We start from the raw sequence: 26,554 nt of genomic DNA, 5'->3' as shown, positions 1-26,554 counted from the left end.
AAACTAAGTTCAATGTCCACATAAAAAAGCATACCATAAAAATGATATAGAAACTTGTATTTATAGGCCCGACCTAGACAAAAAATCGTTATACCACCAGCTATTGGTAGTCTAACGATTCTTTTACAATTTATATAATTATCGAGTTGGTGTTTCAAACGCGCTGCCTACTACTGCATCCTCAGGTAAAACTAAAATACCTTTTTCAGATGGAGCATTAGGAATGGCTAATTCACGCGCTGAGCATAACATGCCAAATGAATCAACACCACGTAAATTCCCTTCTTTAATAAGCATTCCTGAAGGCATTACAGCGCCAATTTTAGCAACAACTACTTTTTGACCAGCATCAACATTCGGTGCACCACATACAATTTGAAGTATTTGTTCACCTACATTTACAGTACAAATATTTAATTTATCAGCATTTGGATGCTTTTCTTTTGTTTCTACGTAGCCTACAACGAATTTTGGTGTGAAATCTACATCAAGGCTAATCGCAGCGCCATTACTTTCAATAGCGGCTTCAAGTTGTGCTACAAACTCTGGTGTAAGCTCAACATTCCCTCGCGCCTCTACTTGAACATACTTGCTCGCATTAAATAAGTTAAATGCTTTTACTTCCCCAGTTTGGGCTTCTTTTAAAATGGCGATATCCCCAGCGCGTACTAATTCTGTTTTTACAATCGCCTCTGTTGCCAATTGTACTAATAATACGTCTCCTACATGCTCTTTGTTGTAAAATACATTCATTATTTTTCTTGCTCCTTTTTTACTCTGTTTTTTGCTAGTATAAAGATTGGTTCAAGCTCCCCATCTTCATAAATAAATGATAATGACGTAATCGGTACTGTCCCTACCGCAAAGAAATGCATCGTCATCTGTGCTAATACATCATACCCTGTTTCATTACGAATATCACCTAGTATTAACACATCTTGATGAGGTACAGATACAGTCATATCCCCTTCAATTTTTGCTTTCATTTCTTTTAAAAAGTTTTCGTTTAAAATACGACTGGCATCATAGCCGTCATTTGCATTAACAAAATAAAAGACATTTCCTGCTACTTCATCTTTTTTATAGACAGTTGGTAGCTGCTTGACAGAAAATCGTGCCATCTCTCGTATTTGTTCCACTGTTAATTTTAGTTCTTCTAACATCGATTCATCAATAAAGCGATACGTTTTTCCCAAATCAAGCGCATAGAAAATACGAGTTTCTGCAGTATGCTCTGTAGTGATAAATGCATGTCCTTCTTTTGAAGCTTTCGGATACGATGTTGCGCGAATAACCGGATAAATTTGCCCTGATTCTTTGAAGCCTCGCTCTTGCTCCTGCTCCATCGCCAAAAAAGTTTGCTCAATTGTATAAACAACTTCTTCAACAGCTGCCTCTTGCTTTTCATTATATTTTGCTAAAATACCTGGTAAAGAGAGCTCCATCCCTTTGCCTATTTTTTTATGATTCAAGCGTAGTTTATCTTGCTTTTTGTCAAATTGAAAATCAAATTTTTGCTCACTTAACTGCTTTTTTAATAGGGACACAAGTTGCTCTGATTTTATTTGTTTCAATTAGCTCACGTCCTTTCTTCATAATGAAACGGCTCACATAATTTTGTGAACCGCTTTGGTCAAAACTATGCAATTATTTAATCTTAACCGAATGAACGATTTTCGTCATCTCATGAAGATTATTTTCAATATTTTTCACTTGTGAAATGGTTGTCATCTTTACGCCACCACAGCTTACAATTAACTCAAATTCATCTTTATTATCCGTTTTAGAAACAGCAGCAAAACCGAAAATACCATCCTTTTCATAGGTAGTTTCATTGATGACTTTTTTAGAGCTATCTTCTTTTAGTAAATTATAATAGAGTTTACTATTGGCTTTTTCACGATCATTGATGAAAAGAATATAAGAGTCCATTCCTTTTGATATTAAAATATTATAAGCATCTGAACTATCATCAATTTTAAATTTTGACGGTAAAAACAATTGTACATGACCAATTTTGTCGGTATATGCTTCTGGCTCTTCTGCAAATACCGTTTCCGTTATTTGAAGTCCACTAGCAATTTGTTCATCAACCGATTGATTACAGCCAGAAAGCCCCAATAGTAAAAGCATTAATCCTAGTGCTTGTAGCCATACACGAGACATTTCTATCTTCCTTTCATTGCTAACTTTTTTCTATTTTAAAAAAATTCTACATAAGTTGCAACATCACTGCTCCATTCTCACTAGTTCAAAGACACTATTTTTGCGCTAATGTGAACAAATATTGTCCAATAAGGAGCGAGACAATATGCTCAAACATCGTCTGACGAGTCACAATTCCTTGCGTAAAAATACCTACCGCCCCTGCTCCTTGACGAATATCTAATCGCTGAGTGTATTGTTCCATTATCGGACCCAGCTCCTTGCCTGCTCTTATTTCCTGGGCAATTTCTTCTGGCAATATAATTTGTGCACCTGCAGCTGTATATGTAGTACCATCAGCTAATGTAAGAGCTCCCCAGTTACAGACGTACATATCACCATCTATTTCCGTAACGCCACCTTCTAGTCCAAAAGAAAGCATAGCACCCGTAGCAATCGATGTATTTTTTGCACGATTGATCGCACCAAGTCTTGTTTCTTCTGTAGTTATTGGTTGATTGGAAACTTGTGATGGTGCCTTAAAATATGTAAAAGTTACTTTTTCAAAATATTGATTAACAATTGCTTGAACTGACTGGATTTTCGCTTTATTCGTTGTCCCAATCGCTATTTCCATTATAATCCCTCTTTCTTTGCATAGAAAAAGATGCCCTAATAGGCACCTTTTCTTTTACTTATACATTAGCGCGAATCGTTTCTAATGTCGAACGATCAGCTTTTTTCACTAATTCTACGATTAGTGCTTTAGCTGCAGCATAATCATCAATATGAATGATAGAAGCTGATGTATGGATATAACGTGAGCAAACACCAATTACAGCACTTGGTATACCGTCATTAGATGTATGTACACGGCCAGCATCTGTGCCACCTTGTGATACAAAATACTGATAAGGAATATGATTAGATTCTGCCGTATCTAACACGAACTCACGCATACCACGATGTGTTACCATTGTACGGTCAAGAATTCGTAATAATGTCCCTTTACCTAGTTGACCAAATTGATTTTTATCTCCAGACATATCATTGGCTGGCGATGCATCTAAAGCGAAAAATAAATCTGGCTTTATCATATTAGCTGATACTTGAGCACCACGAAGTCCAACCTCTTCCATTACATTTGCGCCTGAATATAAATGAGAAGCTAATTTTTCATCTTTTACTTCTTTCATTAATTCAATTGCAAGTCCACAGCCATAACGGTTATCCCATGCTTTTGCCATAATTTTTTTCGGGTTTGCCATCGGTGTGAATGAACATACTGGAATGATTGACTGTCCTGGACGAACGCCAAGTGCAATAGCATCCTCTTTGTTGTCTGCACCAACATCAATTAGCATATTTTTAATTTCCATTGGCTTTGCACGTTCAGCATCTGTTAGTAAATGCGGTGGAATAGACGAGATAACACCTGGAATTGCACCATTTTTCGTGTACACTTCTACACGTTGTGCTAGCATAACTTGGTTCCACCAGCCACCTAGTGTTTGAAAACGAATTAATCCATTATCAGTAATCGATGTAACCATGAAAGCCACTTCGTCCATGTGACCAGCTACTAGAATTTTAGGGGCATCTGATACTGCACTATGCTTTACACCAAAAATACCACCTAAATGATCTTGAATTACCTCATCTGAGTACTTCTGTAGCTCAGTTCGCATAAATGCACGCACCGCATGCTCATTGCCTGGAGCGCCAGGTAATTCAGTTAATGTTTTAAATAATTGTAATGTTTCCTCATTCATGATGACTCTCTCCCCACGAAGTAGAATTTTCTTCCTTGCTTATTGTATCATAATTATTTCAGAAGTCGAAATATTGATACATTTCTTGAAAGTCCTTTACAATGAACGTGCTTTCCTTCTTTGTGCTATGCTAAAATAGAGCTATAGGAAAAGGAGGAAATTACCCATGAAATTACGTGATTTTTTAATTGGTGTTGCAACAGGCCTCGCCGCGGCAGTCATTATTAAAGAAGCCAGTGAAAAAGTTTCTCCGTATGTACCCGCAGGACAAGTACTTGAAAACATAAAAAAGGAATTTAAAAAAGATTCGCCAATAGACGGTTCTTGGATTTTTATGAAAACTGACAATTTCACAAACGGATTTATGACTATTCCTGTTTATCGTGGTGGTATTTCACGCATGCACGAAGGTGAAATGCAAACATTCGAGTTCGCTGCAGATGCACGCTCTGGCGTTGTCGTAGAATTGACTGAAGTCTAAACAATACAAGTTAGAATAGCATGTGGACATTATGATGTCTCCACATGCTATTTTTTTATAACTACATAAATTAGCGAAGGACTCGCTACTGGCATGGATTTTCCATTGCTTCGCGGAATTCACTCCTCACTTCGCGGAATTCACTCCTTGCTCCGCGGAATTCACCCTTTGCTCCGCGGAATTCACTCCTTGCTTCGCGGAATTCACTCCTTGCTCTGTGCGTAAACCACGAGGGAGGGTGACAGGCACTCAAACAATTTACTTTGCTAATCATGAATTTTTTGACTGTCCGAGTAAAAATCCACGTAGACTCCTACGGGAACAGCACAGCACGTAAGACGCAACAAACCGCGCGACAGCGAGGGTTGTGGCTTACACTGTGCCCGTGGAAAGCGAAGTGGATTTTTACGATTTAGGTGCAGCTATTTTGTTAGCTATCTATGCTAAGTGCCAGGCACTCAAACAATTAACGAGGCTTAGGGTGTGTCCGCAAAATAGCGCCTGCCCGTAGCGAAAATCAATAGCAGGAATCGTTCTTCAAACTTTTCTACAATTTAAAAGGAGGTATATGTGTTATACCTCCTTTTAATAAATCTTATTCTTCTAGACCTTTATTATTAAAATACTTTTTATATTTTCGATAATAATTTAAATTGTTTAATGTAAGTTTTACCCAACGCTTCGCATTCATGTCCTTATTGAAGTAAAGAGAATTTGTATACTTCCCTTCACGAATCAATTTTTGCGCTTCAAGCTTAAGCTTTTCGTTTGATGCGTATTTAAATAACACGCCTTTCGGAATAATCATCCATAAATGCTTATCCTCTACATATGTTAACGGTTGCTCGATATTTAACATATGGTCATCCGCTACATATTTCATTAAATTATGTCCGCTTGCCGTTACATAATAGCTTGAGCGACCGTTACGTAAATTAATTTCAAATAACTTATATTGTTTATCGCGAATGTCGTATTTCATATCGAAATTAGCAAAGCCTGTATAGCCGATATCCTCTAAAAAGTGGCGTACTTGGTCCATAAGCTCTTTATCGTATGTCGTTACGATTGCTGCATAGCTTCCGATACCTTCTGGCGAATGCTCCTCTAAAATCGGGTTACCTAGGCACATTAGCTTCACTTTTCCGTCTTTTCCTACATATGCATTTAACACACGCATATAAGAATCATCACCAGGGATGAATTCTTGAATAATCATTGTATCTTGATAAGTGGAACTATAAATGGCTTTTAAAATTGCACTTTTTTCCGCTTCATCATGTGCAATGAACACCTTTTTCTTCCCTGGGAATTTACATGCCCAATATTCTACTGAATTCGATGCTTTTATAATTATTGGGTAGTTAAACGGTGGTGTGAAGTTTTCATAGTTTTTCGCTGTCACCGTTGTTGTACCCGGATATTTAAAGTCGTACTTCTCACACATTTTATAGAAATTCTCTTTTAATAAAATTTCATCCATTAATGATTCATCAATATATGGTACTGTAAAATGCTCCTGTAGTGCAGGTTTGTTTTTAATGATGAGCTTTGCATAATCATCGCCACAAGCAAGTAGCAGTAATTTTTTATCAGCATATTGTTTTGCGATTTGAGCAAGTGCTGGTGCAAATACGTCCTGTTCATTTAAACGATCAATTTCTTTAAAATCCAAAATATGGCTATCTTGTGTTGCTGTTAAATGCGAACGTCCTAAAACAAGTGGCTTAATGCCATATGCCTCATAAAATGCTCGTGCCATGCCGTATGCATTCATATCTGATCCTAATAATACTGGTAAAAATGGTTGCTCCGTTACCATAATCTATTTCAACTCTCTTTTGTGTTTTAGTATAGCTTTTAGTGTATCATATTTTCCAAAATGTTCACGAAAAAAAAAGCCCCCAAACGGAGACTTTTCAATTATTCATAATGCACCTTATAGTCTTCAGATGTAATCCATTTCAGTTTCATCGAGAAGATTCGTAGTAAGACAACATTTAATAGAATCGGTAGAGCGATAAATAACGTAATTGCTATAGTTAGCGTATAGGGAGTCCAACCAACTAAACTTAAATACTTCAACGGGCCAACAAAGCCTCCTAGACCGAAACCAGCGCTGTATGGTGTACCTACAATTTCAAAGAGCCCTGCTAATGCGCCTAATATTCCCGCAGTAATAATCATCGGAAATGCTATTTTTGGCTTCATGAAAAAATTACGCATTTGAATTTTTGCAGATGCAACATGTGCAATGGCAGTACCAATATTATTAGCCTTATAACTGGCAATACACATACCTACCCCAGATGCACAAACACCGAGATTTGCTGCACCCGCACCGATACCTGATAACATAATTACTGTCGCTACACCTATTGTAGAAATTGGTGAAATAATTAATATTGAGAAAATCATAGCAATGAGTGAGCCCATTACCACTGGCTGTAACGTCGTTAAATGCTCAATAATAAGACCAACATATCCTGAGCCTGTTCGCACATATGGTAAAAGGGCGTTCCCGATTAACCCAGGAACAAACATAGCAAGTGCAGGCATTAATAAAAGTGTAAAGTCTTTCAGCTTATTACCTAAAAATTGCACAAATAACACAGCTAAAGCTGTCGTAATCCCAATATTAATAACAACACCAATACCGGCAATTGTAATGCCCGCCTCAGAATCAATTGTATATACACCGCTACCGACAAAAGCAGCTAGTCCAACGCTACATGTTTGGACAGGTGTTAATTTAAAGCAAATTCCTGTCATAACCCCAATAATAACTGGCAGTAGACTCATTGCTAATACGGATGTATTTAAAATGATTTCTAACTGCGGCACATAGGGGATTATTAGTTTTAATATCTCACCTACTAATGCATTGGGAATTAAACAAACAACTATCCCCATGCTCATACCAGTCAGTACATTATTGATAAAATTTTTCATTGTATTTCATTTCCCTTCTGTCAATCTAACGCTCTTTGATGTTATCTCAGTATATTAATATTAGATTAATCAGTCAATATGTAATATTCAGAATATTACATGTTAAAATTGGTAAACAGCATATTATACCACCACTAAGAAAGTAGTCGTTTTCAAATAGCTGAATAATGCAAAAAAATATTTTGAAATTTTAACAAAAAATCAGACTTTACGCAAACTGCCTTTTCTGTCCAGAAAAGAGAGCGATACTTATTGGTTGGAGCGAAGGGCGGCGACTCCTGCGGGAACAGCACAAAACGTAGGACGTAACTGACCGCGTGCAAGCGAGGATTGCGGCTTACGGTGTGCCCGCTGAAAACGTCCGTCCGTAGCGGAAATCAACAGCAGTAGTTACTAATTAAAGAATTTTATTGCGGATGCACGCGTCTTACTCATACGATTTAAAATAAAAAAGACTATAGACTTGCCTCCAAATTGTTGGGGCTTGCCTATAGTCTGTCATGCGGGCTTTAAAAGTGCTTACGCATTAAGCCAACATTTAAAATGTAATAACAGCTTGTCTACTGCGTTCTAACTTATCAACAATTTCCTTGCCAGTCTCATTCCATTTAATCATACGGTAATATGCATCATGGTAGAAAATAAAACTGTAGCCGTTTGCTAAAGCTTCTTTCATAAGACGTTCCTTGGCAAATACACTCGTCATCGGATAATCATCATATGCTAAAACCCATAATGGATTTTGATGTGCATGTGTTGGCATAATATCTGCCATGTGCAACATTACTTCACCATTTTGTGTTAACTTAATAATAGCATGTCCATCACTATGTCCACCTGTGTGAATCATTTCAATGCCAGAAGCAACCTCTAACGTACCTTCATATGTTTCTACTAAATGCTGAACAGGCTCCCAATTTTCTTTCCAATACGTATTCTTAGAGCGAATATTCGGCTCACGCATTTCATCCCATTCAATTTTTGTTACATAAATTTTTGCATTAGGGAATGTAGGGACTAACACTTCATTTTCCCATTGCGTAAGACCACCTGCATGATCGAAATGTAAATGCGTCATTAATATTGCATCGATATCAGCTGTTGTTAAGCCAAGCTCTTGCAAACTATTAGCTAGAGTCGATTCCTCTGTTACGCCAAAGTTGCGCAATTGCTTCTCATTTAATTTGTTAAAACCAACACCCGTATCAATAATATAGTTTTTCCCATCATATTGAATTAAGATAGGCTCTGTAGGTAATTCGATTTGATTGTTTTCGTTTACTGGATATTTGCGTGACCAAAGTGGTTTTGGTACTACGCCAAACATTGCACCGCCATCAAGGCAAGTGACACCCCCGTTTAGCCATGATAATGACATATTGTGAAACTGTAACTGATCCATCCATACTCCCCCTACTATTTACTATTTTTTAATAAATTGCGATTCTAAACGATAAATCGGCTGTCCTTTTGCAGAAAATTTCTGCTCATATTCTGTCATAACATTATCTTCTGGCATATTTGCATGTAGGTCGAGTGATACATACTTTAATAACATACCATATTCAGACATACTAATTAACGAATACTCAAACAAACCACGGTTATCCGTTTTAAAATGGATTTCCCCATTATCCACTAGAATCGACTCATATAATTTCAAAAAACCCTCGTGCGTTAAGCGACGCTTTGCATGGCGTATTTTCGGCCAAGGATCTGAGAAATTCAAATACACACGGTCTACATCATTTTTTTCAAAAAATTTATATAAATCTGCGCCATTTACTTTTAACAAACGTAAATTCGCTGGAGATTTAGCTTCTAATATATTTTCTAATGCGCAAACGATTACGCTATCATAAAGCTCAATACCGATATAATTGATATTTGGATTTTGTAGGGCCATTCCAGTTACAAATTGACCTTTCCCAGTACCTACTTCAATGTGTAGTGGGTGATCGTTACCAAAAGCAGCTTGCCAATTTCCTTTAAAGTCTTCAGGATTTGGAATAATCACCTCTGGATGATTTGTAATCATTTCCTCTGCCCAAGGCTTATTTCTTAATCTCAATTCTCTTCCTCATTTCTTAATAGTTAAATTATTGATTTTTTATTAGTATAACGTAAAAACGTCACATTCGCATAAAATTATTGCGAAATGACGTTTTTCGGTTTTTCCAATGTTATACATTTCCACGCATGTTGTTGCACTGTACATCGCACAACCGCATCATGCCCAATCGCGCCAATATAATTCCCATCAGTATGACAATCAACGCTATTCGCATGCACAATAATCTCAAATTGTTCACTTTGTAAAAAAGATATTTCTCGAAACTTAGTATGCTTTTCAAAAAAAACAGTGGCGAAAATTAATAGTAGCTTTACTCTTGAAATATTGTGAACAATAGTTAACTCAATTTTGCCATCATCTGCTTTAGACATAGGTGAAATTTTCATACCACCGCCAAAATACGGTTGATTGCTCGTAGCAACAAACCAGACATTTTGAAAGTGGAGCGTTTCATTTTGCGCAAGAACTGTAACATCGAAACAAGTAAAGCGAAATAGCCCTCTAACAACCGCAGCAGCATATGATAGCTTTCCTAGTCCTATTTTATTGAAATAGTATTTAAGACGTGACTTATTTATTTGCCTTGTGACATAGGCATCAAAGCCGATGCCTGCATTATTGACGAACACTTCGTGTTGAATAGCTCCTAGCTGCAGCTTTCCGATATCCATCATAGTAGAAGGCATTTCAGTTTTTACATATGTGTCAATCTGATTCGCATTTTTAAATGTTTGAAAATAACGTGCAAAATCATTACCAGAGCCTGCACTAACAACGGCAATAACGACTAAATTATTATGTACAATGCCACTAACAACTTCATGAACGGTGCCATCCCCGCCAACTACTATGATTAACTTTTTTGTTTGGTCTTTTTGCACCCATTGCTTAGCAATTTCTTGACCGTGCCCTTCATATTGTGTGAGCACGACTTGATAGTCAATGGTTAAATGCTGCTGTAGTCTATTCCAAACAATTTTACCTTTTCCATTCCCTGCACACTCATTAACAATAAATAATACACGCATTTGTTAGTCCTCAGCTTTTGAAGATGTCTGTTGCCAAATATCACGATTAAACGACGTCGTTTGCACGTTATTTAAAATTGTTTGTGCTGCCCGAATTTGCATATGTTTCATAGGAGAGGAAACATTTTTCAATGATTGCATCCATTCATGATAATTACGACGATCGACTAATCGAACACTAAAAGATGAACCAGGGTAATCAAAATAACCGTTACGTGTTAAAATGACCTTGCGAATCGGCATGTCTATTTGATCTTGCTTAAATAATTGTGTTAAGACAGATTCCATTCTGCTTAAGCTAATCATCGGGTTCAGTATTTTAGAATCCTTTGTTCCAACTTTTTTCACCCAGAAGCGTTCACTGCCACCTACGTAAACCGCCTGATTCTCTGCTTCAAGCACAGTAATACAAATACACTCTGTCGGTGACATTAACACAACATCTAACTCGATTGGTGCTTTTCTCACCTGTAAAATCGGATAGTAAAAAACTAAATAGTTATCTGGTAAGTTTTGCAGCAACGTACGTAACAAAGAATCACGCATAAATCGAGGGTCTACATACGATTTTTCTCGCAATGTGGAGCTTGCCCATTTCATTTGAAAATGAAAAAACTGGTCAATAAACATCCGCTTCAGTTCATGGATGGACTGAGGTGCATAAACAATATTAGGTTCAAATGATAATGTTGTTTCTTCTTCCGGAATTATATCTTCCTCATTGGCAAATTCGTTCGTAATATCTACTTGCTCAATATCTTCTTGTAGTTCTTCTTTTTGGCGCCCTGCAAAAATCTTTTTAAATAATGAGAAGCGTTCCTTTTCATCAAATGAATCATTGTCTTTTTCATTCTCAGTATGTTGCCATTCGGTAATATCTTCTCCTAATTCCCATTGACGTTTAATACGCTCCCATTGACTTTTTTTTAAGCGTACAAACTGTGTAGGATATCTAGCTAAATCAATTTGATAACGTGAAATATAATCTTGTATTTTCACTAATTGTGCCATGTTTAGGTCACTCCAATCTTACTGCCCCATATCAACTTTACCTCATTGCGGTTTTTACTAATACCAATTAAAGGCTCTATCCTTTTCATTTTACATGACGTTTCAGGAGAATACATGCATATTTTGTTCTATAAAAAAGAGCTAGCCTAGCAGCTCGGCTATTAACCAAGTTTTAGGTAGCTCTTTTTAATTACTTACTGTTATTTAGCGTTGATTGAAAGTGGTAATTTCGCCTCAAATGCTTTTTGTAATTTACGAGTCCATTCTCCAGGAACACCTGCACCAATTTGACGACCATCTACATCAATAACGGGTGTTACTTCAGATGAAACAGAAGACACGATAATTTCATCCATTGCTAATAAATCGCCTTTCGTCATAGGCTCTTCAATAACAGGTAAATTAATTTCTGCTGCACATTTCAAAATAACTTGGCGTGTAATACCATTTAAGATGTAGTTATTTGCTGGGTGTGTATAAAGTTTACCGGCTTTAATACCGTAAACATTAGCAGATGAACATTCTGTTACAGTATCACCACGGTGTAAAATTGCTTCATAGCAGCCTTTTTCAGAAGCCTCTTGCTTTGCAAGCACTGCTCCAAGTAAATTTAAAGACTTGATATCACAACGTAACCAGCGAACATCTTCTACCAATGTTGCCTTAACACCTTTTTCAAAATTTTCAATTGAACGCTCACCAGCTTTAACATTACCTGTTAGGACAGCTGGTACACTTGCATCAGGGAAAATGTGGTTACGAGATGTCGTACCACGTGTAATTTGAAAATAAACATGACCTGTTTCTAAGTTATTTTTTTCGATTAAATCATGCAGTAATTTGTGTAAAACGTCTTTTGTATAAGGAATGACAAGACGAATTTTTTCGGCACTAGCATAGAAACGATCAATGTGTTCTTGTGCTGTGAACATATTTCCGTTATAAACTTTAATTACTTCATAAATACCGTCACCAAATTGGTAACCACGGTCTTCTGGTGAAACTGTAATAGATCCTTCTTCAACGATTTGATCATTCCATAATGAGTATGCCATGTTCATACATCCTTTTCATTTTTGAGTTGTTTTTCGCATTTACAAGTGCGGTGTTTCCTATTACACAATAAAGTAAGACTAGAAATAGGAAATCAAAGTACTTATTCAGTGAAGAGCGTTGCACGTAGCGCTTGTCTATCTAAGCGCGTCAAGACATCACTCTCTTGCTGATTACATTTACTTTCCCGCAAGTTCAACAATTGCTTCTGCGTAAATAGCCGCAGCTTTTACTAAATTTTCAATGACAACGAATTCATCCGCACGATGTGCCACATCTGGCTCACCAGGGAATAACATACCGAATGCCACACCCTTTTTCATAACGCGTGCATACGTACCACCACCAGTAGAAAGGAGCGGTGTTTCGTTATCACCTGTTTGACGGCGGTAAACACCGGCTAACGCTTGGATTAATGGGTCATCCTCGCTTACATAATGCGGTTTTGAATCATCTTGAATATCGAGTGAAAATCCTTTATTAGCAGCTAAGCGTTGAGCCTCTGTAATTTTTTCATCAAATGGATAAGTTACAGAGTAGCGCATACTAATTACCATACTGCCACCTTGCGCCACATCATATGTTACAATACCCGGATTTAATGTCGTTTTACCAGACATATCATCCTCAAATTGTAATGCTAGTGCGTTGCCATAATGGTCTTGATGGAATACATCTGCGATAAAATCGACAAATTGCTTACTTCCTTCTGTCGTCAACTCTTGCTGTAAAAATGCTGCAAGGTAAACAGCTGCATTGACACCTTTCTCAGGTTCCATTGCGTGAGCTGCTTTTCCTTTGATAGTTATTATATAGTGAGAACCCTCTATTAATAAAGAGCCTTCTAGCTGATTTTTGCTTAAAAATGTTTGAAAATTCTGTTCGAATTGTCCAGATACGAATTGAATTGTCGCTTTTGCGAAATCTGGTACCATATTTGGACGCTTACCAGCATTAAATAGTAGTAGCTGTTCTTTCGTCGCATCCCCAGTTTTATTTTGAGAGAACACAAGCTCAGCGATGCCCTTTTCGGCATTAATGAGTGGGAAGTCTGCATCTGGTGCAAAACCGAATGTTGGCATTTCCTCATTTTTAAAATAATGGTCGACACAGCGGAAGCCTGTTTCTTCATCCGTCCCGATAATCATTCGTACACGTTTGTTTAATTGAATGCCTGCATCTTTCACAAGCTTCATCGCCATCCATGCAGCAACTGTTGGTCCCTTATCGTCAATAGCACCTCTGGCGAATAATTTCCCATCGGCAATAGTGCCACTAAAAGGTGGATACGTCCAATTCGTTTCATCACCTTCAGGCACAACATCAACATGACATAAAATACCGAGCAATTCTTCACCTTGGCCCATTTCAATATGTCCAGCATAATTATCAACATTTTTCGTTTGTAGCTCTTCAGCTTCACCTTTTGCTAACAACCATTCCAGCGCCTTTAACGGTCCATCACCAAACGGCACATCTGCTGTTATCGTTTTTTCATCCAATACACTATTAATTTGCACGAGCTCTTGCAACTCTCTTATTAATTCATCTTGTCTTTCCTTTGCAGCGTGTAACCAATCCATACTATGTACCTCCTCCATTTTATAATAAGATTATTCTACTCTTTACTTAGAAAAATACAATCGTCTTTCTAACTATCATTTACCTATCTTCCCTTTACACTACCACATATAGCATCTTTTACACGAATGTCCACAAAATACAGCCAATTCTTTATGTATATATTGTAAATTTCTATTGCATTCACTAGAAAATTGCTTCGTTTTTCTATATAATAGAGTTATCAGAATTGTTGTTCTGAACATAAAATTAGAAAAGGGGATGTCTAAGGCAGCTATTTAAAAAGCCTCAGTGCACTCCGCACATAGTGTCGTCCGCTAGTCTATGCCAAGTGAATTAAGATGAAGGAGTGGTTCATTTATGAAACCAACTACTGATCGAATGCTTAATCGTATTAAAGACGTGTACATGTTTATTTTAGACAAAGGAACCGTGTCTACACAGGATTTAGTCGAAGAGTTTAGCATCACTCCTCGCACCGTTCAAAGAGATTTGAACGTGTTAGCCTTTAACGATTTGGTGATGAGTCCAAGTCGAGGCAAATGGACAACGACGAGTAAAAAAGTAAAATTGACGTCTTAGTTTTTGCGCACGTTGCGTAAAGCATTTTTGTAAGAAAAAAAGAATGACCTTTCGTCGGGGTCATTCTTTTTTTCTATTTACAGTCTCTTCACAATCCGTTACACTCGAAACATTCTACATGTTGAGAGGAGGATTTTTATGCAACTATCCAAGATGTTCCACCCACTCGTTTGGATTATTTTAGGTGGTACTATATTTACACGTATTGCGAGCTTTATGGCAATGCCTTTTTTAGCTATATATTTACATAACGAAATTGATGCCTCCCCTTTACAAATAGGGCTGACCATTGGTATTGCACCATTAATTTCCACAGTAGGCGGTTTTTTTGGTGGTTACTTAACAGATCGCTTTGGTCGCAAAAGTGTCATTTTACTTACGATACTCGTTTGGAGTATTGTTTTCTTCGGCTTTGCTACAGCACATACGATTTGGTTCTTCGTCGTACTAAATGCGTTGAACGGTTTATGTCGCTCGTTCTTTGAGCCTTCCACACAAGCATTAATGATTGATTTCACTCCGGCAGAAAAACGTAAAAGATTGTTTTCATTGCGCTATACAGCCATTAATATAGCCGCAGTTATAGGGCCTCTTATTGGTGTATATATAGCCCAGTTATCCAGTCCTAGCATTCCGTTTATGCTGACAGGTGCTATGTACATTATTTATGCAATATTTTTATTTTTCGTTTTGAATCGTTATGAAATGCAGCAACAAAAAGCTAAAACACAAACAAAAGTGCTTCAAACCTTTACGATTCTTTTAACAAACAAAGTATTACTGAGCTTTATTTTTGGGGCAATTTTAATAAATATTGGCTACTCCCAATTTGATTCAACACTTCCGCAACTTATTGAGCTTAAAATCGAAGATGGTGCTAAGCTCTATTCTTTACTCATTTCGTTAAATGCGGCGGTTGTACTTTTACTACAATTACCGATTAGTATTTTTTCAGAGCGTTTTTCATCATCAACCATCCTTCTTATTGGTATCCTGTTCTTTGCGGTTGGTTTAACGTTATTTGGCTTATCTACGGGATATCCACTGTTCATTTGTGCAATGGTCATTTTTACGATTGGCGAAATATTTGCTTTCCCAACGATGAATGTTATGATTGATGAAATTGCGCCAGATACACAAAAGGCAACCTATTTAGGCGCATCCCAGTTTAAAAATTTAGGTGGTTTTATTGGTCCTATAATTGGCGGATGGCTTTTAACGCATTATATTGATGCAATGTTTGTTGTAATAGCTGTCCTTGTTTTATGTAGTTCCCTGTTCTATCGTTCCAAAACACAAGGTGTTTCCTAACAATGCCCTTCACTTAAAAAAGCACGAGTCACGTAGGTCAGCAGTTTACCTGTTCCTACTTGTCTCGTGCTTTTTCACTTTTCTTCTGTCGATGCAACTTCATCATAACTGGAGTATTGGTCTTTACCTGCTTTCTTTGACAGATATAATGCTTTATCAGCTCGTTCAAATAAACTTAATTCTGTTTCATTTGGTTTTTCACAAATTACCCCGCCCATGCTAACAGAAATTACAGACCATTTCATATTATCGACATTCTTTAAACTTCGTATTTTCGCTAAAATGGCATTTGCTAACTGCACCATAAGCTCATCGTTCGTATCATATAAAACAATTGCAAATTCATCGCCGCCAAATCTTACAACAAAGCCATTGTTTTTCACGGCTTCATTTAAAATATTGGCTGTTTTAATAAGAATTCTATCGCCTTCTGCATGACCAAATTGATCATTTACTTGCTTAAAGTTATCTAAATCTATTAATAATAAACCAGGCGTATTGGCTTTTCTTTTTCTTAATAACTTATCCATTTTACTTATATATGTAGCACGATTGAATACATTTGTTAGTGGGTCATACGTTGCTAATTGTATCGTTTTAGATAACAATCTATTAATAACCATCAGCATAATAAATGATGTTACTAATGCAATCATCAGAACAAACCAAAACTGTTTCGTATTATTGGCAAGTGCAGTCAGCTTCGTATCGTTACCATATTTCACATACACTACTCGCTTTGTAGATGCACCTCGAATAGCCTCTGCCTCATATGGTATAAAACGATATGTCTCTATATAACCATTGCCTAACTCTTGTTGATATTCAGCTGGCTCCATCGTTTGAAGAGCTAACTTAAAATGCTCCTGAAATTTTTTTGATTGGTTTTTTACAGTAGTTCGACTGGGATCTGTGTCTGAGAAAAAAATACCCCCTGCATTAATCGTTCGTAAATCTAGCAAATCAGCATATTTATCAATTAAATAATCAGCGGTTTTCCCAAAATTGAACGTTTGAAAAACAGGCACTTCACTTAATTTCAAGCCAAGCTCTAATAAATATTTTTTATCAGGCGTTGCCAAATAACTAAATTTTCGATACTCACCTGTAGTTGTCGAAATATCAATGCCATCTGTATAAAACTGTCCACTCGCTCTTCTTTCATCTAATAAAGCAGAAAAGTTTTTACAGCAAAGGGAAAAATTCAGCCCTCTATCTTTTTCAAATGTTGTATAAATGACGGTATTCGTTTTATCTAATATGTATATATCCATGCCATGGTTGCTTTTCATTTGCTGTAAATCCCACGTAGCAAGATTAGGATTTTCCTTATAATAAATAGCTAATGCTTGCAGTTCTTGTTCCATGTCTTCCGAAATATTTTTATCAAAATAAAAGTGTGCATTGTCTACAGTTTGCATATCCGTTAGAATATGATTTTCAATTAATGTTCGATTACTAGCTTCTTGGTCTTCAATATTTGCCACAAGTATTTGCCTATTTACAGAAGAAATTACAGCAACAAGTATTAACGCAAAGGCAATTAAAGATATTAATAATTTAATTCGTAGTTTTTTCATTAACATGTCCTCTACTCATCTTCACTATCATTATTTGAACATAAAATTTTCGGTACGCTATAATCCCCTATAATATTTTATTGATATATTATATTATACAGTTATTGGGACAAACATGTATAAAAAAATCCTCGATACTAAAAGTACAGCATCGAGGATTTTTTTAATCTCTATTTTGTAAACCTGCTAATTCTTCAGACGTTAACTCACGGTACTCACCTAATGCTAAACTTTCATCAAGTAGTAGGCTACCCATAGAAAGGCGTTTTAAGTAGATAACATGTTTACCAACTGCTTCAAACATACGTTTCACTTGATGAAATTTACCTTCTTGTATCGTCAATTCAATTTCTGATTGCGGTGCAGATTTCAAAATGACTAGCTCGCCTGGCTTTGTTACATAGCCATCATCTAACTCAACACCACGAGCAAATATTTCTCCGTCTTCCTGCGTAACAATGCCCTCAATTTTGGCATAGTACACTTTTGGTACATGTTTTTTTGGAGATAATAAATTATGTGCCAATACACCGTCATTCGTCAACAGTAACAAGCCTTCTGTATCTTTATCTAAACGCCCAACAGGAAATGGTTGAAAATGCTGGTGTAGCGGATCCAATAAATCAATGACCGTTTCATCTCGTAAATCTTCAGTTGCAGAAATAACACCAGGAGGCTTATTCATCATATAGTACACAAATTCTGTATATACAACACGTTCACCATAGACGACAACATTTTGTTGGTCGGGGTCAACATGCATTGCTGCATCCTTCACATATGTGCCATCAACGGAAACTGCCTTTTGTTTTAGGAGTTGCTTAACTTCCTTTCGTGAGCCATAGCCCATATTCGCTAGTAATTTATCTAAACGCATAGTTCCTCCTATTTAAATCCAAATTTACTTGTAATACGTGTCAATCGCTCACCAAGTAATTTTTGTGCTAAGCCTAGACGTAATGACAAATATCCATAAACAGCAATACCCACTGCCGCACAAATAACAGAGTATACGAGCGCAGAGAATTTGCCATCCACTGGTCCCATTACAAGTTCTAATAGCTTATGGACAATTAATACACCTACTGCCATCGCAGCTGTTAAAAGTGTAATAAGCATTACACGACGTAATACCATTTCTGATTTATAATTAAGCGTTTTTCTAAGGACTAACATATTAATAATAATGGATACACTGTAGCCAATCGCAGTTGCCAAAATAGCTCCATCTGCTTCTAACGAACGAATGAACGTTATATTAAGTGCTAGTTTGACTAAAATACCTGATAGTAAGCTGAAGACAATCCACTTTTGAAAGTCGATGCCTTGTAGCAGTGCAGCAGTAACTTGGAACAACGCAAATAAAATCGCAACTGGTGCATAATGTGCTAAAATAGCTGCGCCCATCTCACTTTCTGAATAAAGCATAAAGTAAATTTCATTTGCTAATAATGAAATACCAACAACAGCAGGTAAGGTAATGAAAATCAATATTTGATATGTTTTATCCATCGCATGACGTAGCGATAAATACTCACCTTGTGTATAATATTTTGTTATTGTCGGTACTAGTGCCATCGAAAAGCCAGTAGCTAGCATAACTGGAATAATTACAACTTTATGTGTTGTAAAGTTGATCATCGATAAATATTCATCTGTAACTTTCGCTAAGCCAATTGAACTCATCGCTCCATTAAACGTTAGCATATCCACTAATTGAAATAATGGATTGGCAACCCCTACAAATACCATAGGAATCGAATATGTTATCACTTCTTTATAAATATTCGACATTGGTAGCTGTGTTGAAGTAACACTTTGACTACGCAATAAATTAAATTCAGGTTGATATTTTTTCCAATAGTAATAGAGCACCATTAAACCACCAATTGCACCGATAAAGGCTGCAAATACGGCAAAAGAAACTGCTGTTTCAGGTTTGCCATTAAACACAACTACTACTAAGAAAGAACCGCCTAATAACACGACAATTCGAACAATTTGTTCCACTAACTGCGAGATTGCTGTTGGTTCCATTTTGTCATAGCCTTGGAAGAAGCCACGCCACAAACTCATAAATGGCACAACAATCAGTGCAAAACTTACCCAGCGGATAACAGAAGCAATTTGCTCAACTGTAAATTTCTGTTCATCACTTTTTATAACGAGCTCACCAATCGGTGTTGCAAGTATAAAAAGGGCAGCAAATGACGCAATACCCGTAATCATCATAATGAGTATACCTGACTTCATCAGCTTGCGACCTGATTGATAATCTCCCATTGCATTGTATTTAGAAACAAACTTAGAAACAGCAATGGGTGCGCCTGAAATGGCTATTGCTAGCATAATTGAGTAAGGAATATATGCATATTGATACAGCGCGATATTTTCTTGCCCAACAATCGCATAAAAGGGAAAAATATAAATTAATCCAAGCACCTTGGATAAAAACATCCCTAAAGTTAATATCGCTGTACCTTTCATTAAATTGGACATCGTATCCATCCATTCATTAGTAAAATCAAGCTTTTATAAGTGATCAAACGTCATCACTTTTGAAACAATAAATAAGTAAACCAACTGTTATCTTAACATATTTAAAAGAAAACAGATGCATAATTACGCTGAAAAATTTTCGAAGCAACATCCCAAACTTCAATCGATTAATTTGATGTTAAATAATTAGCACATTCCCAAAAAAATAGCGGTTCAAAAAATCGGATAGATTCTTTGAACTGCTACTTCTATGTTACATATCAACAAAGAATTGTTTATACCATACTAAGAACACATAAGCTGTCCAAATATAGCGACCACGATTTGCTTTGCCCTCATAATGTTCATCTAAATAACCAACTAATTGTTTTGTATCAAAAAACTCATTGGCAAAGTCAGTTGTAAACATGTCCTTCACCATATTGTAATACTTTTCTTCACGCAACCAGTGGCGAATTGGTACTGGGAATCCAAGCTTTGGACGCTTTGCCCATTCTTCTGGTAACTCTTGATGCGCTGCTTGACGAAGCACATATTTCGTATCGATATCATTTACTCGATATTTTGATGGAATGTCTTTTGCAAGTTCCATTACTTCTTTGTCTAAAAACGGTACACGCAATTCAATAGAATGCGCCATACTCATTTTATCAGCCTTTAATAAAATATCTCCAGGCATCCACAAATTCAAATCTAAATACTGCATTTTTGTAATATCATCATCACCTGGTACTTCATCATAAATACGTTTTGTAATCGTTTTGACAGAAGGACCGTTTTTGTAGTCAGGTTTTAGAACATTTAAAGCATCTTCCTCATCCCAAACAACCGCTTCCCCAATAAATCGTTCTTCTACGGTTTGACCGCCTTTTACAAGGAAATGCGTGTACTGGTTTTTAGGTAACGCTTCTGCAACACCACGTAATGCTTTTCGAATACCGAATGGCACCTTCTCGTATTTTTGCATTCTACCTGAGTTTTGGTACCAAGAATAGCCACCGAAAATTTCATCCGCACCTTCACCTGAAAGTACTACTGTTACATCCTTCGCCGCTAGCTCTGATAGGAAGTAAAGCGGTACAGAAGATGGGTTTGATTGTGGCTCATCCATATGCCACTGAATTTTTGGTAATGCTTCAAAACATTCATCCGCCGAAATATATTTACGCTCGTTTTGAATGTTTAATGTATCTGATAAATCTTTTGCTAAGTTTGTTTCATTGAACATATCTTCATAGTCAGAGAAACCGACAGAGAATGACTTATCAGGGCGTAATAATGATGTAATATAACTTGAGTCAATACCGCCAGATAAGAAAGAACCAACCTTTACATCACTAATTTGGTGGGCGTCTACAGATTCTTTCACTGTTGAACGAATATTTTCCACATATTTTTCAATTGGCGCTTCTTTAGCATGGAATTTTTTATCCCAATATTGCACAATTTGTTTTTGTCCATTTTGAATGACCATATAGTGCGCTGGTGGTAATTTGTACACACCTTTAAAGAATGTTTCGTCCATTGAAGAATACTGGAATGTTAAGTAAGGACGTAATGCATTTTTGTTTAATTCTTTAATAAAAGCTGGATGTGGCATGAAAGATTTGATTTCTGAACCAAAAATAAATGTTCCATCCGTTGTGTTTTCCGTATAGTACAACGGTTTAATGCCGAAGCCATCACGTGCGATAAATTGTAAATCTTTCTTTTTATCCCATATACAGAATGCGAACATCCCGCGAAGCTGTTTGACGAATTCTACACCGTACTGGATATAGCCGAAAATTAATACTTCACTATCTGATTTAGTTTTAAACGTATGACCCTTTGCTTGAAGGTCTTCACGTAACTCTTGGAAATTATATATCTCCCCATTGAAAACAAGCACGATGTCGCCATCTGGGCTATAAAGAGGTTGATTTGCCACGTCTGATAAGTCAATAATACTTAAACGACGGAAACCTAACGTTACTTTATCGTCACTATGAATACCACCACTGTCCGGTCCACGGTGAATAATCGTATTCATCATATTTTCAATTGTTTGGTGATGATCAATCACATTTGTTCCATTAATATAGCCAATAAATCCGCACATCTATTTTTTCACCTCATAATTTAGTGCATAACCTCTACCATCATAGCACGAAAAGCCGTTCATTTCATGCAGTCATTATAGATAAAAAATTATAATGCACTTTATTATAATTTTCAATGTAAAGTAGCCGCCCTCTATATAGACTTCATGTATAATAGGAAAAGTTCCTAAAAATGAAAAGAAAGTGAGTTCACATATATGTATGATGTAATCGTTATTGGTGGCGGCCCTTCTGGATTAATGGCTGCTATCGCTGCTGGAGAACGAAAAAAGAAAGTTTTACTACTTGAAAAAGGGACAAAGCTTGGTAAAAAGCTCGCAATCTCTGGAGGTGGGCGTTGTAACGTAACGAACAGACTACCTGTTGAAGAAATTGTTAAACATATTCCTGGTAACGGTCGTTTTTTATATAGCCCATTCACTGTTTATAGCAATGAAGATATTATTGCCTTTTTCGAGGGCCTAGGTGTTGCATTAAAAGAAGAAGATCATGGTCGTATGTTCCCTGTGTCAAATCGTGCGCAAGATGTCGTCGATGCACTTATTCGTCAATTGCAACGACTACATGTTGAAGTTCGCTTAAATACTCCTGTTAACAAATTACTAATGGATGAAGAAAAAATTCTTGGTGTGCGCTTAGCGGACGGTATAGAAGTACGATGTGAGGCCGTTGTTGTTGCAGTGGGAGGAAAGGCAGTCCCTCAAACAGGTTCTACAGGTGACGGCTATCCTTGGGCAGAGAGAGCTGGCCACAATGTGACAACACTATTTCCAACTGAAGTACCCATCTTATCGAAGGAAGAGTTTATTCAAACAAGAGAGCTCCAAGGACTAGCATTACGAGATGTTGCGGTTTCAGTTCTCAATAAAAAAGGCAAGCCACTTGTAACACATCAAATGGACATGCTCTTTACGCATTTTGGATTAAGCGGTCCTGCCGTTTTACGCTGTAGTCAATTTGTTGTCAAAGAGTTGATGAAAACTGGTTACAAGCCTGTCACAATGCGAATTCAAACACTTGTGGACTACAATGAAGAAACATGTTTGCAATATTTAAATAAACTTATTAAAGAAGAACCGAAAAAAGCTGTGAAAAACGTTTGGAAAGGTGTCGCACCAGAACGCTGGCTATTATTCTTATGTGACCGTGCAAACATTGATGTTCAAATGACTGGCACTGAATTATCTCAAGAAAAATTCCGCGCTCTAGCACATCTACTAGTTAATTTCACAATGACTGTTAGTGGTACGCAATCTCTCGACAAAGCATTTGTTACAGGTGGTGGCGTATCTGTAAAAGAAATCGAACCGAAAACGATGGCGTCCAAGAAAAAGTCAGGTTTATTTTTCTGTGGTGAAATTTTGGATATTCATGGCTATACAGGCGGCTACAATATTACGTCTGCACTAGTAACAGGGCGAATTGCAGGAATGAACGCCGCATTATAAATAACTCGATTCAATTGGTAACGACAAAGGTGCCAGGACAAAACTTTAAAATATGTTAGAAGAATGCACTAGTTGATGGTAGCAAAGGCGGTGACTCCTGCGGGAACGCACGCAGCGTAAGACGCAACAAACCGCGCGTTAGCGAGGGTTGCGGCTTACGGTGTGCCCGCGGAAAGCAACCGCCGTAGCGGACAACAACGGCATTGCAAAAAAGTGTTAGATTGATGGCAATCAATCTAACACTTTTTCACTTATGTCTCTGCTTCTTTGCAACCTGTGAATTACTGATACCGTAGCGCTTCTTTTAACTTTCACCAGACAAATAAACCTCTTCATATGGCTGAATAATGACAAACCCTTCGCCAGAGAAAGCCATTTGAATCGATTCACCACTTCCACGTCCAATAAACGTACGGAAGCTAATATCTGTTTTAAATTCAGGTGTTAAATTGCCTGACCACGCTACTGTAGCATGTGGATCTGTATAAACCGTCTCACCAGGCTTCACTAATAAAGTTAAAGGCTCAAAATGAGTTGTAATGGCTACCTTACCTCTTCCTTGTAATGTTACATTAAACAATCCACCAGACATAATACCAGCCATTTTACGCATTAAATGAATGTCCCAATTGATAGTTGGTTCAAATGCCAGTAAGTCATTTCCGTTTACACAAATGCTTTCGTCTTTCAAATCAAAAATAGTCACTTTTTTCCCTTGATCAGCTAAATAGAGACGTCCCTTCCCTTTTGCTTTCATAAGTTGCGTTCCTTCGCCTGTCAGTGCCTTTTTAAACATTTTTGAAAGACCATGCTCTAAAACACGTTCCCGCTCAAACTTAATATCGCCTATGTATGAAATCATAGCCCCCATTTTCGACCAGACCTCACCATCTAAGTTAACCTCTAGTACACGTTCCGTTTCTAATTCAAAATATTCGTTTACATGATCATTTTGTTGTGTCGTGTTTACGAAGTCGTTCAATGAATACTTCCACATGTACATCTCCTCCTCTTTATTACCTTATATACGTTGCATGTCACGAAAAGATTCACTTACTCTTGTTACTTTCAACAGACAAACGGAACGAACACCTTCATTTACGATAATTTTGATTATTTCTACAGCAATGTGCTGTCATCAATAAAAGAATATCGTTGCAAAAATTCTCTTTTAGTACCAAAATCACTTTATTTACCATAATAATGTTGACATCAACAAACAGCTGTTATATGTTAGACGGAGATTAATCAAGTGTTGTATAACAATCGCTACAAATAAAAACCGCATCAGTGTCATATGCGATATGACACTAATACGGCTATACCTTCAAGTGCGAATTGAAAGTGAAAATTATCGTGTAGCGGAGACGTCTCCAACTTTTTGTGATGCTGCTTTTAACGCTGTTTGTTTACGTACATCAGCACGCAACGTTATTGAAATAATGAATGAAATGGCAATCAATCCTGCAAATATATAAAAGACAGGAATGTAACTGTCATAAGCATTTCTAATAGTACTCACTAGAAGTGGACCAAATACGCCACCTAATGACCAAGTTGTCAGTAAATAACCATGGATGACACCAAGTTGTTTAGTACCAAATAGATCACTTGCGAATGCAGGTAGGTTTGAGAAACCACCACCATAACAACTAACTACTAAGAAAATAAGTGCTTGGAAAATAATAACGTTTGTCGTATGTGGTAATACGATAAATGTAATAAGTTGTGCTGTAAAGAAAATAACAAAGACGTTTGGACGACCAATATAGTCAGACACAGCAGCCCAAATTAATCGGCCACCACCATTGAATAACCCCATTACTCCTACCATTGCTGCGGCACCCGCAACTGATAAGCCCACAATTTCCTGTGCCATCGGAGATGCTACAGAAATCATCATAATACCCGCTGTTACATTTACTAAATGCATTGACCATAACATCCAGAAATGCTTTGTTTTCACAGCTTCACGAGCTGACATAACAGCTAAGTCCGTTTTCACTACTTTCTTGCCTTTTTCTGCAGCCGCTTTCATATTCGCAGGCATATAACCTGGTTTTGGCGGTGCTATATATGAAGCCCCTAAAATCATTAACGTGAAGTAACATGCCCCTAAAATAAAGTAAGTTGTAGAAATGCCGACTGCTTCCATTAAGTTCGCTGCTACTGGTGCAGTAATAAGTGCACCCGAACCAAACCCTAATACAGCCATACCTGTTGCTAAACCTCGGCGATCTGGGAACCATTTAACTAAAGTTGATACAGGTGCGATATAACCAATCCCCATACCTAATCCGCTTAGTAAGCCGTAAGTTAGCCAGTACAATGTTACAGAATCCATAGAAATCGCAACACCTGCTCCTGCTTGTCCTGCTCCAAACAGCACTGCAGCTACCATAGCAGATTTACGTGGACCCATTTTTTCTACTAAACTACCAAATAGCGCTGCTGAAAAACCTGCAAGCCCCATCATAATTGTAAAGGCAATCGTAACCTTCGTTTCACTCCATCCCATTTCTGTGACAATCGGCAGCTTGTATACACTGTATGCATAGGCTCCACCAATTGAAAGGTGAATAGCGATTGCAGATAATGCAATTAACCATCTATTTTTATTCATAAATTCTCATTTCTCCCCTCTTTTGCTACCTGTGAAAATTCTATGAACGTCCATGTAAAACAATTTACCACTTATAATTATTCAAATGCAAGATGTTTTTCTAAAAAATATTATTTCTCTAAAAAGTTTTTTATCGTTCACCATATATTAATAATACAGAAATCACTACAGCCTCTAAGAAAAAATACGTTTATCGGACAATAACATCAACATTTTTTAGCTATTATTACTTTTCTACTGTACTTTATCGATTTAAATAAACTATCTTAAAATAATTAAATATGTGCATAATTTCACATAGAAAATAATACT

Annotated in this window: 23 protein-coding genes; 4 read left to right on the top strand and 19 right to left on the bottom strand. The window is 37.0% G+C overall.

Going from position 1 to position 26,554, the window contains the following annotated elements; all coding sequences use genetic code 11:
• Nucleotides 1-138: 138 nt before the first annotated feature.
• The 5 genes from ytpR to ACIQXW_RS14975 all read right to left on the bottom strand — a co-directional run bounded on the left by ytpR (nt 139) and on the right by ACIQXW_RS14975 (nt 3,917).
• Nucleotides 139-753 carry a YtpR family tRNA-binding protein gene (gene ytpR / locus ACIQXW_RS14995; protein WP_402763341.1) on the bottom strand — a complete coding sequence of 205 codons (615 nt, stop codon included), beginning with the start codon at nt 751-753 and terminating at the stop codon, nt 139-141.
• On the bottom strand, nt 753-1,574 hold the full coding sequence (locus ACIQXW_RS14990; RefSeq protein WP_340823003.1) for a DUF1444 domain-containing protein: 822 nt from the start codon (nt 1,572-1,574) through the stop codon (nt 753-755). Before ACIQXW_RS14990 ends, ytpR begins: the two co-directional genes overlap by 1 nt.
• Before the next feature lie 73 nt (nt 1,575-1,647).
• Entirely contained in the window at nt 1,648-2,166 is a 519-nt protein-coding gene (locus ACIQXW_RS14985) for a hypothetical protein (RefSeq protein WP_340823001.1), read from the bottom strand.
• Between the two features lie 94 nt (nt 2,167-2,260).
• Nucleotides 2,261-2,782 (bottom strand): DUF84 family protein, encoded by a 522-nt coding sequence (locus ACIQXW_RS14980; protein ID WP_340822999.1) that lies wholly within the window; start codon nt 2,780-2,782, stop codon nt 2,261-2,263.
• A 58-nt stretch (nt 2,783-2,840) separates the two neighbouring features.
• Nucleotides 2,841-3,917, bottom strand: a complete 1,077-nt coding sequence (locus ACIQXW_RS14975) for a M42 family metallopeptidase (protein ID WP_401020767.1) — start codon at nt 3,915-3,917, stop codon at nt 2,841-2,843.
• Nucleotides 3,918-4,083: 166 nt separating this feature from the next.
• Here ACIQXW_RS14975 and ACIQXW_RS14970 point away from each other — a divergent pair, with 166 nt between their 5' ends.
• Nucleotides 4,084-4,398, top strand: a complete 315-nt coding sequence (locus ACIQXW_RS14970; protein WP_173477578.1) for a hypothetical protein — start codon at nt 4,084-4,086, stop codon at nt 4,396-4,398.
• 595 nt (nt 4,399-4,993) lie between these two features.
• Here ACIQXW_RS14970 and ACIQXW_RS14965 read toward each other — a convergent pair.
• From ACIQXW_RS14965 to pepV, 8 genes are all read right to left on the bottom strand, one after another.
• Nucleotides 4,994-6,220 carry a carboxylate--amine ligase gene (locus tag ACIQXW_RS14965; protein WP_401020770.1) on the bottom strand — a complete coding sequence of 409 codons (1,227 nt, stop codon included), beginning with the start codon at nt 6,218-6,220 and terminating at the stop codon, nt 4,994-4,996.
• A gap of 101 nt (nt 6,221-6,321) precedes the next feature.
• Complete coding sequence (locus tag ACIQXW_RS14960; protein WP_340822993.1) at nt 6,322-7,350, bottom strand: PTS sugar transporter subunit IIC; 1,029 nt, start codon at nt 7,348-7,350, stop codon at nt 6,322-6,324.
• A gap of 538 nt (nt 7,351-7,888) precedes the next feature.
• A complete protein-coding gene (locus ACIQXW_RS14955; RefSeq protein WP_340822992.1) occupies nt 7,889-8,752 on the bottom strand; it encodes a YtnP family quorum-quenching lactonase in 864 nt (287 codons plus the stop codon).
• Nucleotides 8,753-8,773: 21 nt separating this feature from the next.
• A complete protein-coding gene (trmB, locus tag ACIQXW_RS14950) occupies nt 8,774-9,421 on the bottom strand; it encodes a tRNA (guanosine(46)-N7)-methyltransferase TrmB (RefSeq protein ID WP_340822991.1) in 648 nt (215 codons plus the stop codon).
• Nucleotides 9,422-9,498: 77 nt separating this feature from the next.
• A complete protein-coding gene (locus tag ACIQXW_RS14945; protein WP_402763334.1) occupies nt 9,499-10,452 on the bottom strand; it encodes a diacylglycerol/lipid kinase family protein in 954 nt (317 codons plus the stop codon).
• Nucleotides 10,453-10,455: 3 nt separating this feature from the next.
• Nucleotides 10,456-11,463, bottom strand: a complete 1,008-nt coding sequence (locus ACIQXW_RS14940) for a nuclease-related domain-containing protein (RefSeq protein ID WP_402763331.1) — start codon at nt 11,461-11,463, stop codon at nt 10,456-10,458.
• A gap of 200 nt (nt 11,464-11,663) precedes the next feature.
• A complete protein-coding gene (gene dat, locus ACIQXW_RS14935; protein ID WP_401020778.1) occupies nt 11,664-12,518 on the bottom strand; it encodes a D-amino-acid transaminase in 855 nt (284 codons plus the stop codon).
• A 177-nt stretch (nt 12,519-12,695) separates the two neighbouring features.
• The gene (pepV, locus tag ACIQXW_RS14930; protein ID WP_340822986.1) at nt 12,696-14,099 is read right to left on the bottom strand and encodes a dipeptidase PepV; all 1,404 of its coding nucleotides are present in this window, start codon (nt 14,097-14,099) and stop codon (nt 12,696-12,698) included.
• Between the two features lie 358 nt (nt 14,100-14,457).
• On the opposite strand from pepV, the gene ACIQXW_RS14925 reads away from it, so the two are divergent.
• Both ACIQXW_RS14925 and ACIQXW_RS14920 read left to right on the top strand, forming a co-directional pair.
• The gene (locus ACIQXW_RS14925) at nt 14,458-14,679 is read left to right on the top strand and encodes a DeoR family transcriptional regulator (protein ID WP_025220342.1); all 222 of its coding nucleotides are present in this window, start codon (nt 14,458-14,460) and stop codon (nt 14,677-14,679) included.
• 138 nt (nt 14,680-14,817) lie between these two features.
• Nucleotides 14,818-15,990, top strand: a complete 1,173-nt coding sequence (locus ACIQXW_RS14920) for an MDR family MFS transporter (RefSeq protein WP_402763326.1) — start codon at nt 14,818-14,820, stop codon at nt 15,988-15,990.
• Nucleotides 15,991-16,064: 74 nt separating this feature from the next.
• Here the strand turns inward: ACIQXW_RS14920 and ACIQXW_RS14915 are convergent, their stop codons facing one another.
• The 4 genes from ACIQXW_RS14915 to asnB all read right to left on the bottom strand — a co-directional run bounded on the left by ACIQXW_RS14915 (nt 16,065) and on the right by asnB (nt 22,170).
• Nucleotides 16,065-17,570, bottom strand: a complete 1,506-nt coding sequence (locus ACIQXW_RS14915) for a GGDEF domain-containing protein (protein WP_402763323.1) — start codon at nt 17,568-17,570, stop codon at nt 16,065-16,067.
• 163 nt (nt 17,571-17,733) lie between these two features.
• Nucleotides 17,734-18,447, bottom strand: coding sequence for a pseudouridine synthase (locus ACIQXW_RS14910; protein WP_402763320.1), 714 nt, complete (start codon nt 18,445-18,447; stop codon nt 17,734-17,736).
• Nucleotides 18,448-18,455: 8 nt separating this feature from the next.
• Complete coding sequence (locus ACIQXW_RS14905) at nt 18,456-20,069, bottom strand: putative polysaccharide biosynthesis protein (protein ID WP_402763317.1); 1,614 nt, start codon at nt 20,067-20,069, stop codon at nt 18,456-18,458.
• Between the two features lie 253 nt (nt 20,070-20,322).
• The gene (asnB, locus tag ACIQXW_RS14900) at nt 20,323-22,170 is read right to left on the bottom strand and encodes an asparagine synthase (glutamine-hydrolyzing) (RefSeq protein WP_340822972.1); all 1,848 of its coding nucleotides are present in this window, start codon (nt 22,168-22,170) and stop codon (nt 20,323-20,325) included.
• Nucleotides 22,171-22,368: 198 nt separating this feature from the next.
• Here asnB and ACIQXW_RS14895 point away from each other — a divergent pair, with 198 nt between their 5' ends.
• Nucleotides 22,369-23,619 (top strand): BaiN/RdsA family NAD(P)/FAD-dependent oxidoreductase, encoded by a 1,251-nt coding sequence (locus tag ACIQXW_RS14895; protein ID WP_402763314.1) that lies wholly within the window; start codon nt 22,369-22,371, stop codon nt 23,617-23,619.
• Nucleotides 23,620-23,923: 304 nt separating this feature from the next.
• On the opposite strand, the gene ACIQXW_RS14890 is transcribed toward ACIQXW_RS14895, so the two are convergent.
• Nucleotides 23,924-24,616 (bottom strand): AIM24 family protein, encoded by a 693-nt coding sequence (locus ACIQXW_RS14890; protein ID WP_402763311.1) that lies wholly within the window; start codon nt 24,614-24,616, stop codon nt 23,924-23,926.
• 354 nt (nt 24,617-24,970) lie between these two features.
• A complete protein-coding gene (locus ACIQXW_RS14885; protein ID WP_340822969.1) occupies nt 24,971-26,242 on the bottom strand; it encodes an L-lactate MFS transporter in 1,272 nt (423 codons plus the stop codon).
• Between the last annotated feature and the right edge of the window lie 312 nt (nt 26,243-26,554).

This window comes from Lysinibacillus sp. NPDC097162, from assembly GCF_044762185.1.
Taxonomy (GTDB): domain Bacteria; phylum Bacillota; class Bacilli; order Bacillales_A; family Planococcaceae; genus Lysinibacillus.
The sequence above is the reverse complement of the archived record's forward strand: the minus strand, read 5'-3'. Positions and strand labels throughout refer to the sequence as shown.

Coding starts and splice junctions, on each gene's coding strand:
- ytpR (WP_402763341.1), bottom strand. CDS start 753: ATGAATGTATTTTACAACAAAGAGCATGTAGGAGACGTATTATTAGTA.
- ACIQXW_RS14985 (WP_340823001.1), bottom strand. CDS start 2,166: ATGTCTCGTGTATGGCTACAAGCACTAGGATTAATGCTTTTACTATTG.
- ACIQXW_RS14980 (WP_340822999.1), bottom strand. CDS start 2,782: ATGGAAATAGCGATTGGGACAACGAATAAAGCGAAAATCCAGTCAGTT.
- ACIQXW_RS14975 (WP_401020767.1), bottom strand. CDS start 3,917: ATGAATGAGGAAACATTACAATTATTTAAAACATTAACTGAATTACCT.
- ACIQXW_RS14970 (WP_173477578.1), top strand. CDS start 4,084: ATGAAATTACGTGATTTTTTAATTGGTGTTGCAACAGGCCTCGCCGCG.
- ACIQXW_RS14965 (WP_401020770.1), bottom strand. CDS start 6,220: ATGGTAACGGAGCAACCATTTTTACCAGTATTATTAGGATCAGATATG.
- ACIQXW_RS14960 (WP_340822993.1), bottom strand. CDS start 7,350: ATGAAAAATTTTATCAATAATGTACTGACTGGTATGAGCATGGGGATA.
- ACIQXW_RS14955 (WP_340822992.1), bottom strand. CDS start 8,752: ATGGATCAGTTACAGTTTCACAATATGTCATTATCATGGCTAAACGGG.
- ACIQXW_RS14945 (WP_402763334.1), bottom strand. CDS start 10,452: ATGCGTGTATTATTTATTGTTAATGAGTGTGCAGGGAATGGAAAAGGT.
- ACIQXW_RS14940 (WP_402763331.1), bottom strand. CDS start 11,463: ATGGCACAATTAGTGAAAATACAAGATTATATTTCACGTTATCAAATT.
- dat (WP_401020778.1), bottom strand. CDS start 12,518: ATGGCATACTCATTATGGAATGATCAAATCGTTGAAGAAGGATCTATT.
- pepV (WP_340822986.1), bottom strand. CDS start 14,099: ATGGATTGGTTACACGCTGCAAAGGAAAGACAAGATGAATTAATAAGA.
- ACIQXW_RS14925 (WP_025220342.1), top strand. CDS start 14,458: ATGAAACCAACTACTGATCGAATGCTTAATCGTATTAAAGACGTGTAC.
- ACIQXW_RS14920 (WP_402763326.1), top strand. CDS start 14,818: ATGCAACTATCCAAGATGTTCCACCCACTCGTTTGGATTATTTTAGGT.
- ACIQXW_RS14915 (WP_402763323.1), bottom strand. CDS start 17,570: ATGAAAAAACTACGAATTAAATTATTAATATCTTTAATTGCCTTTGCG.
- ACIQXW_RS14910 (WP_402763320.1), bottom strand. CDS start 18,447: ATGCGTTTAGATAAATTACTAGCGAATATGGGCTATGGCTCACGAAAG.
- ACIQXW_RS14905 (WP_402763317.1), bottom strand. CDS start 20,069: ATGTCCAATTTAATGAAAGGTACAGCGATATTAACTTTAGGGATGTTT.
- asnB (WP_340822972.1), bottom strand. CDS start 22,170: ATGTGCGGATTTATTGGCTATATTAATGGAACAAATGTGATTGATCAT.
- ACIQXW_RS14895 (WP_402763314.1), top strand. CDS start 22,369: ATGTATGATGTAATCGTTATTGGTGGCGGCCCTTCTGGATTAATGGCT.
- ACIQXW_RS14890 (WP_402763311.1), bottom strand. CDS start 24,616: ATGTGGAAGTATTCATTGAACGACTTCGTAAACACGACACAACAAAAT.
- ACIQXW_RS14885 (WP_340822969.1), bottom strand. CDS start 26,242: ATGAATAAAAATAGATGGTTAATTGCATTATCTGCAATCGCTATTCAC.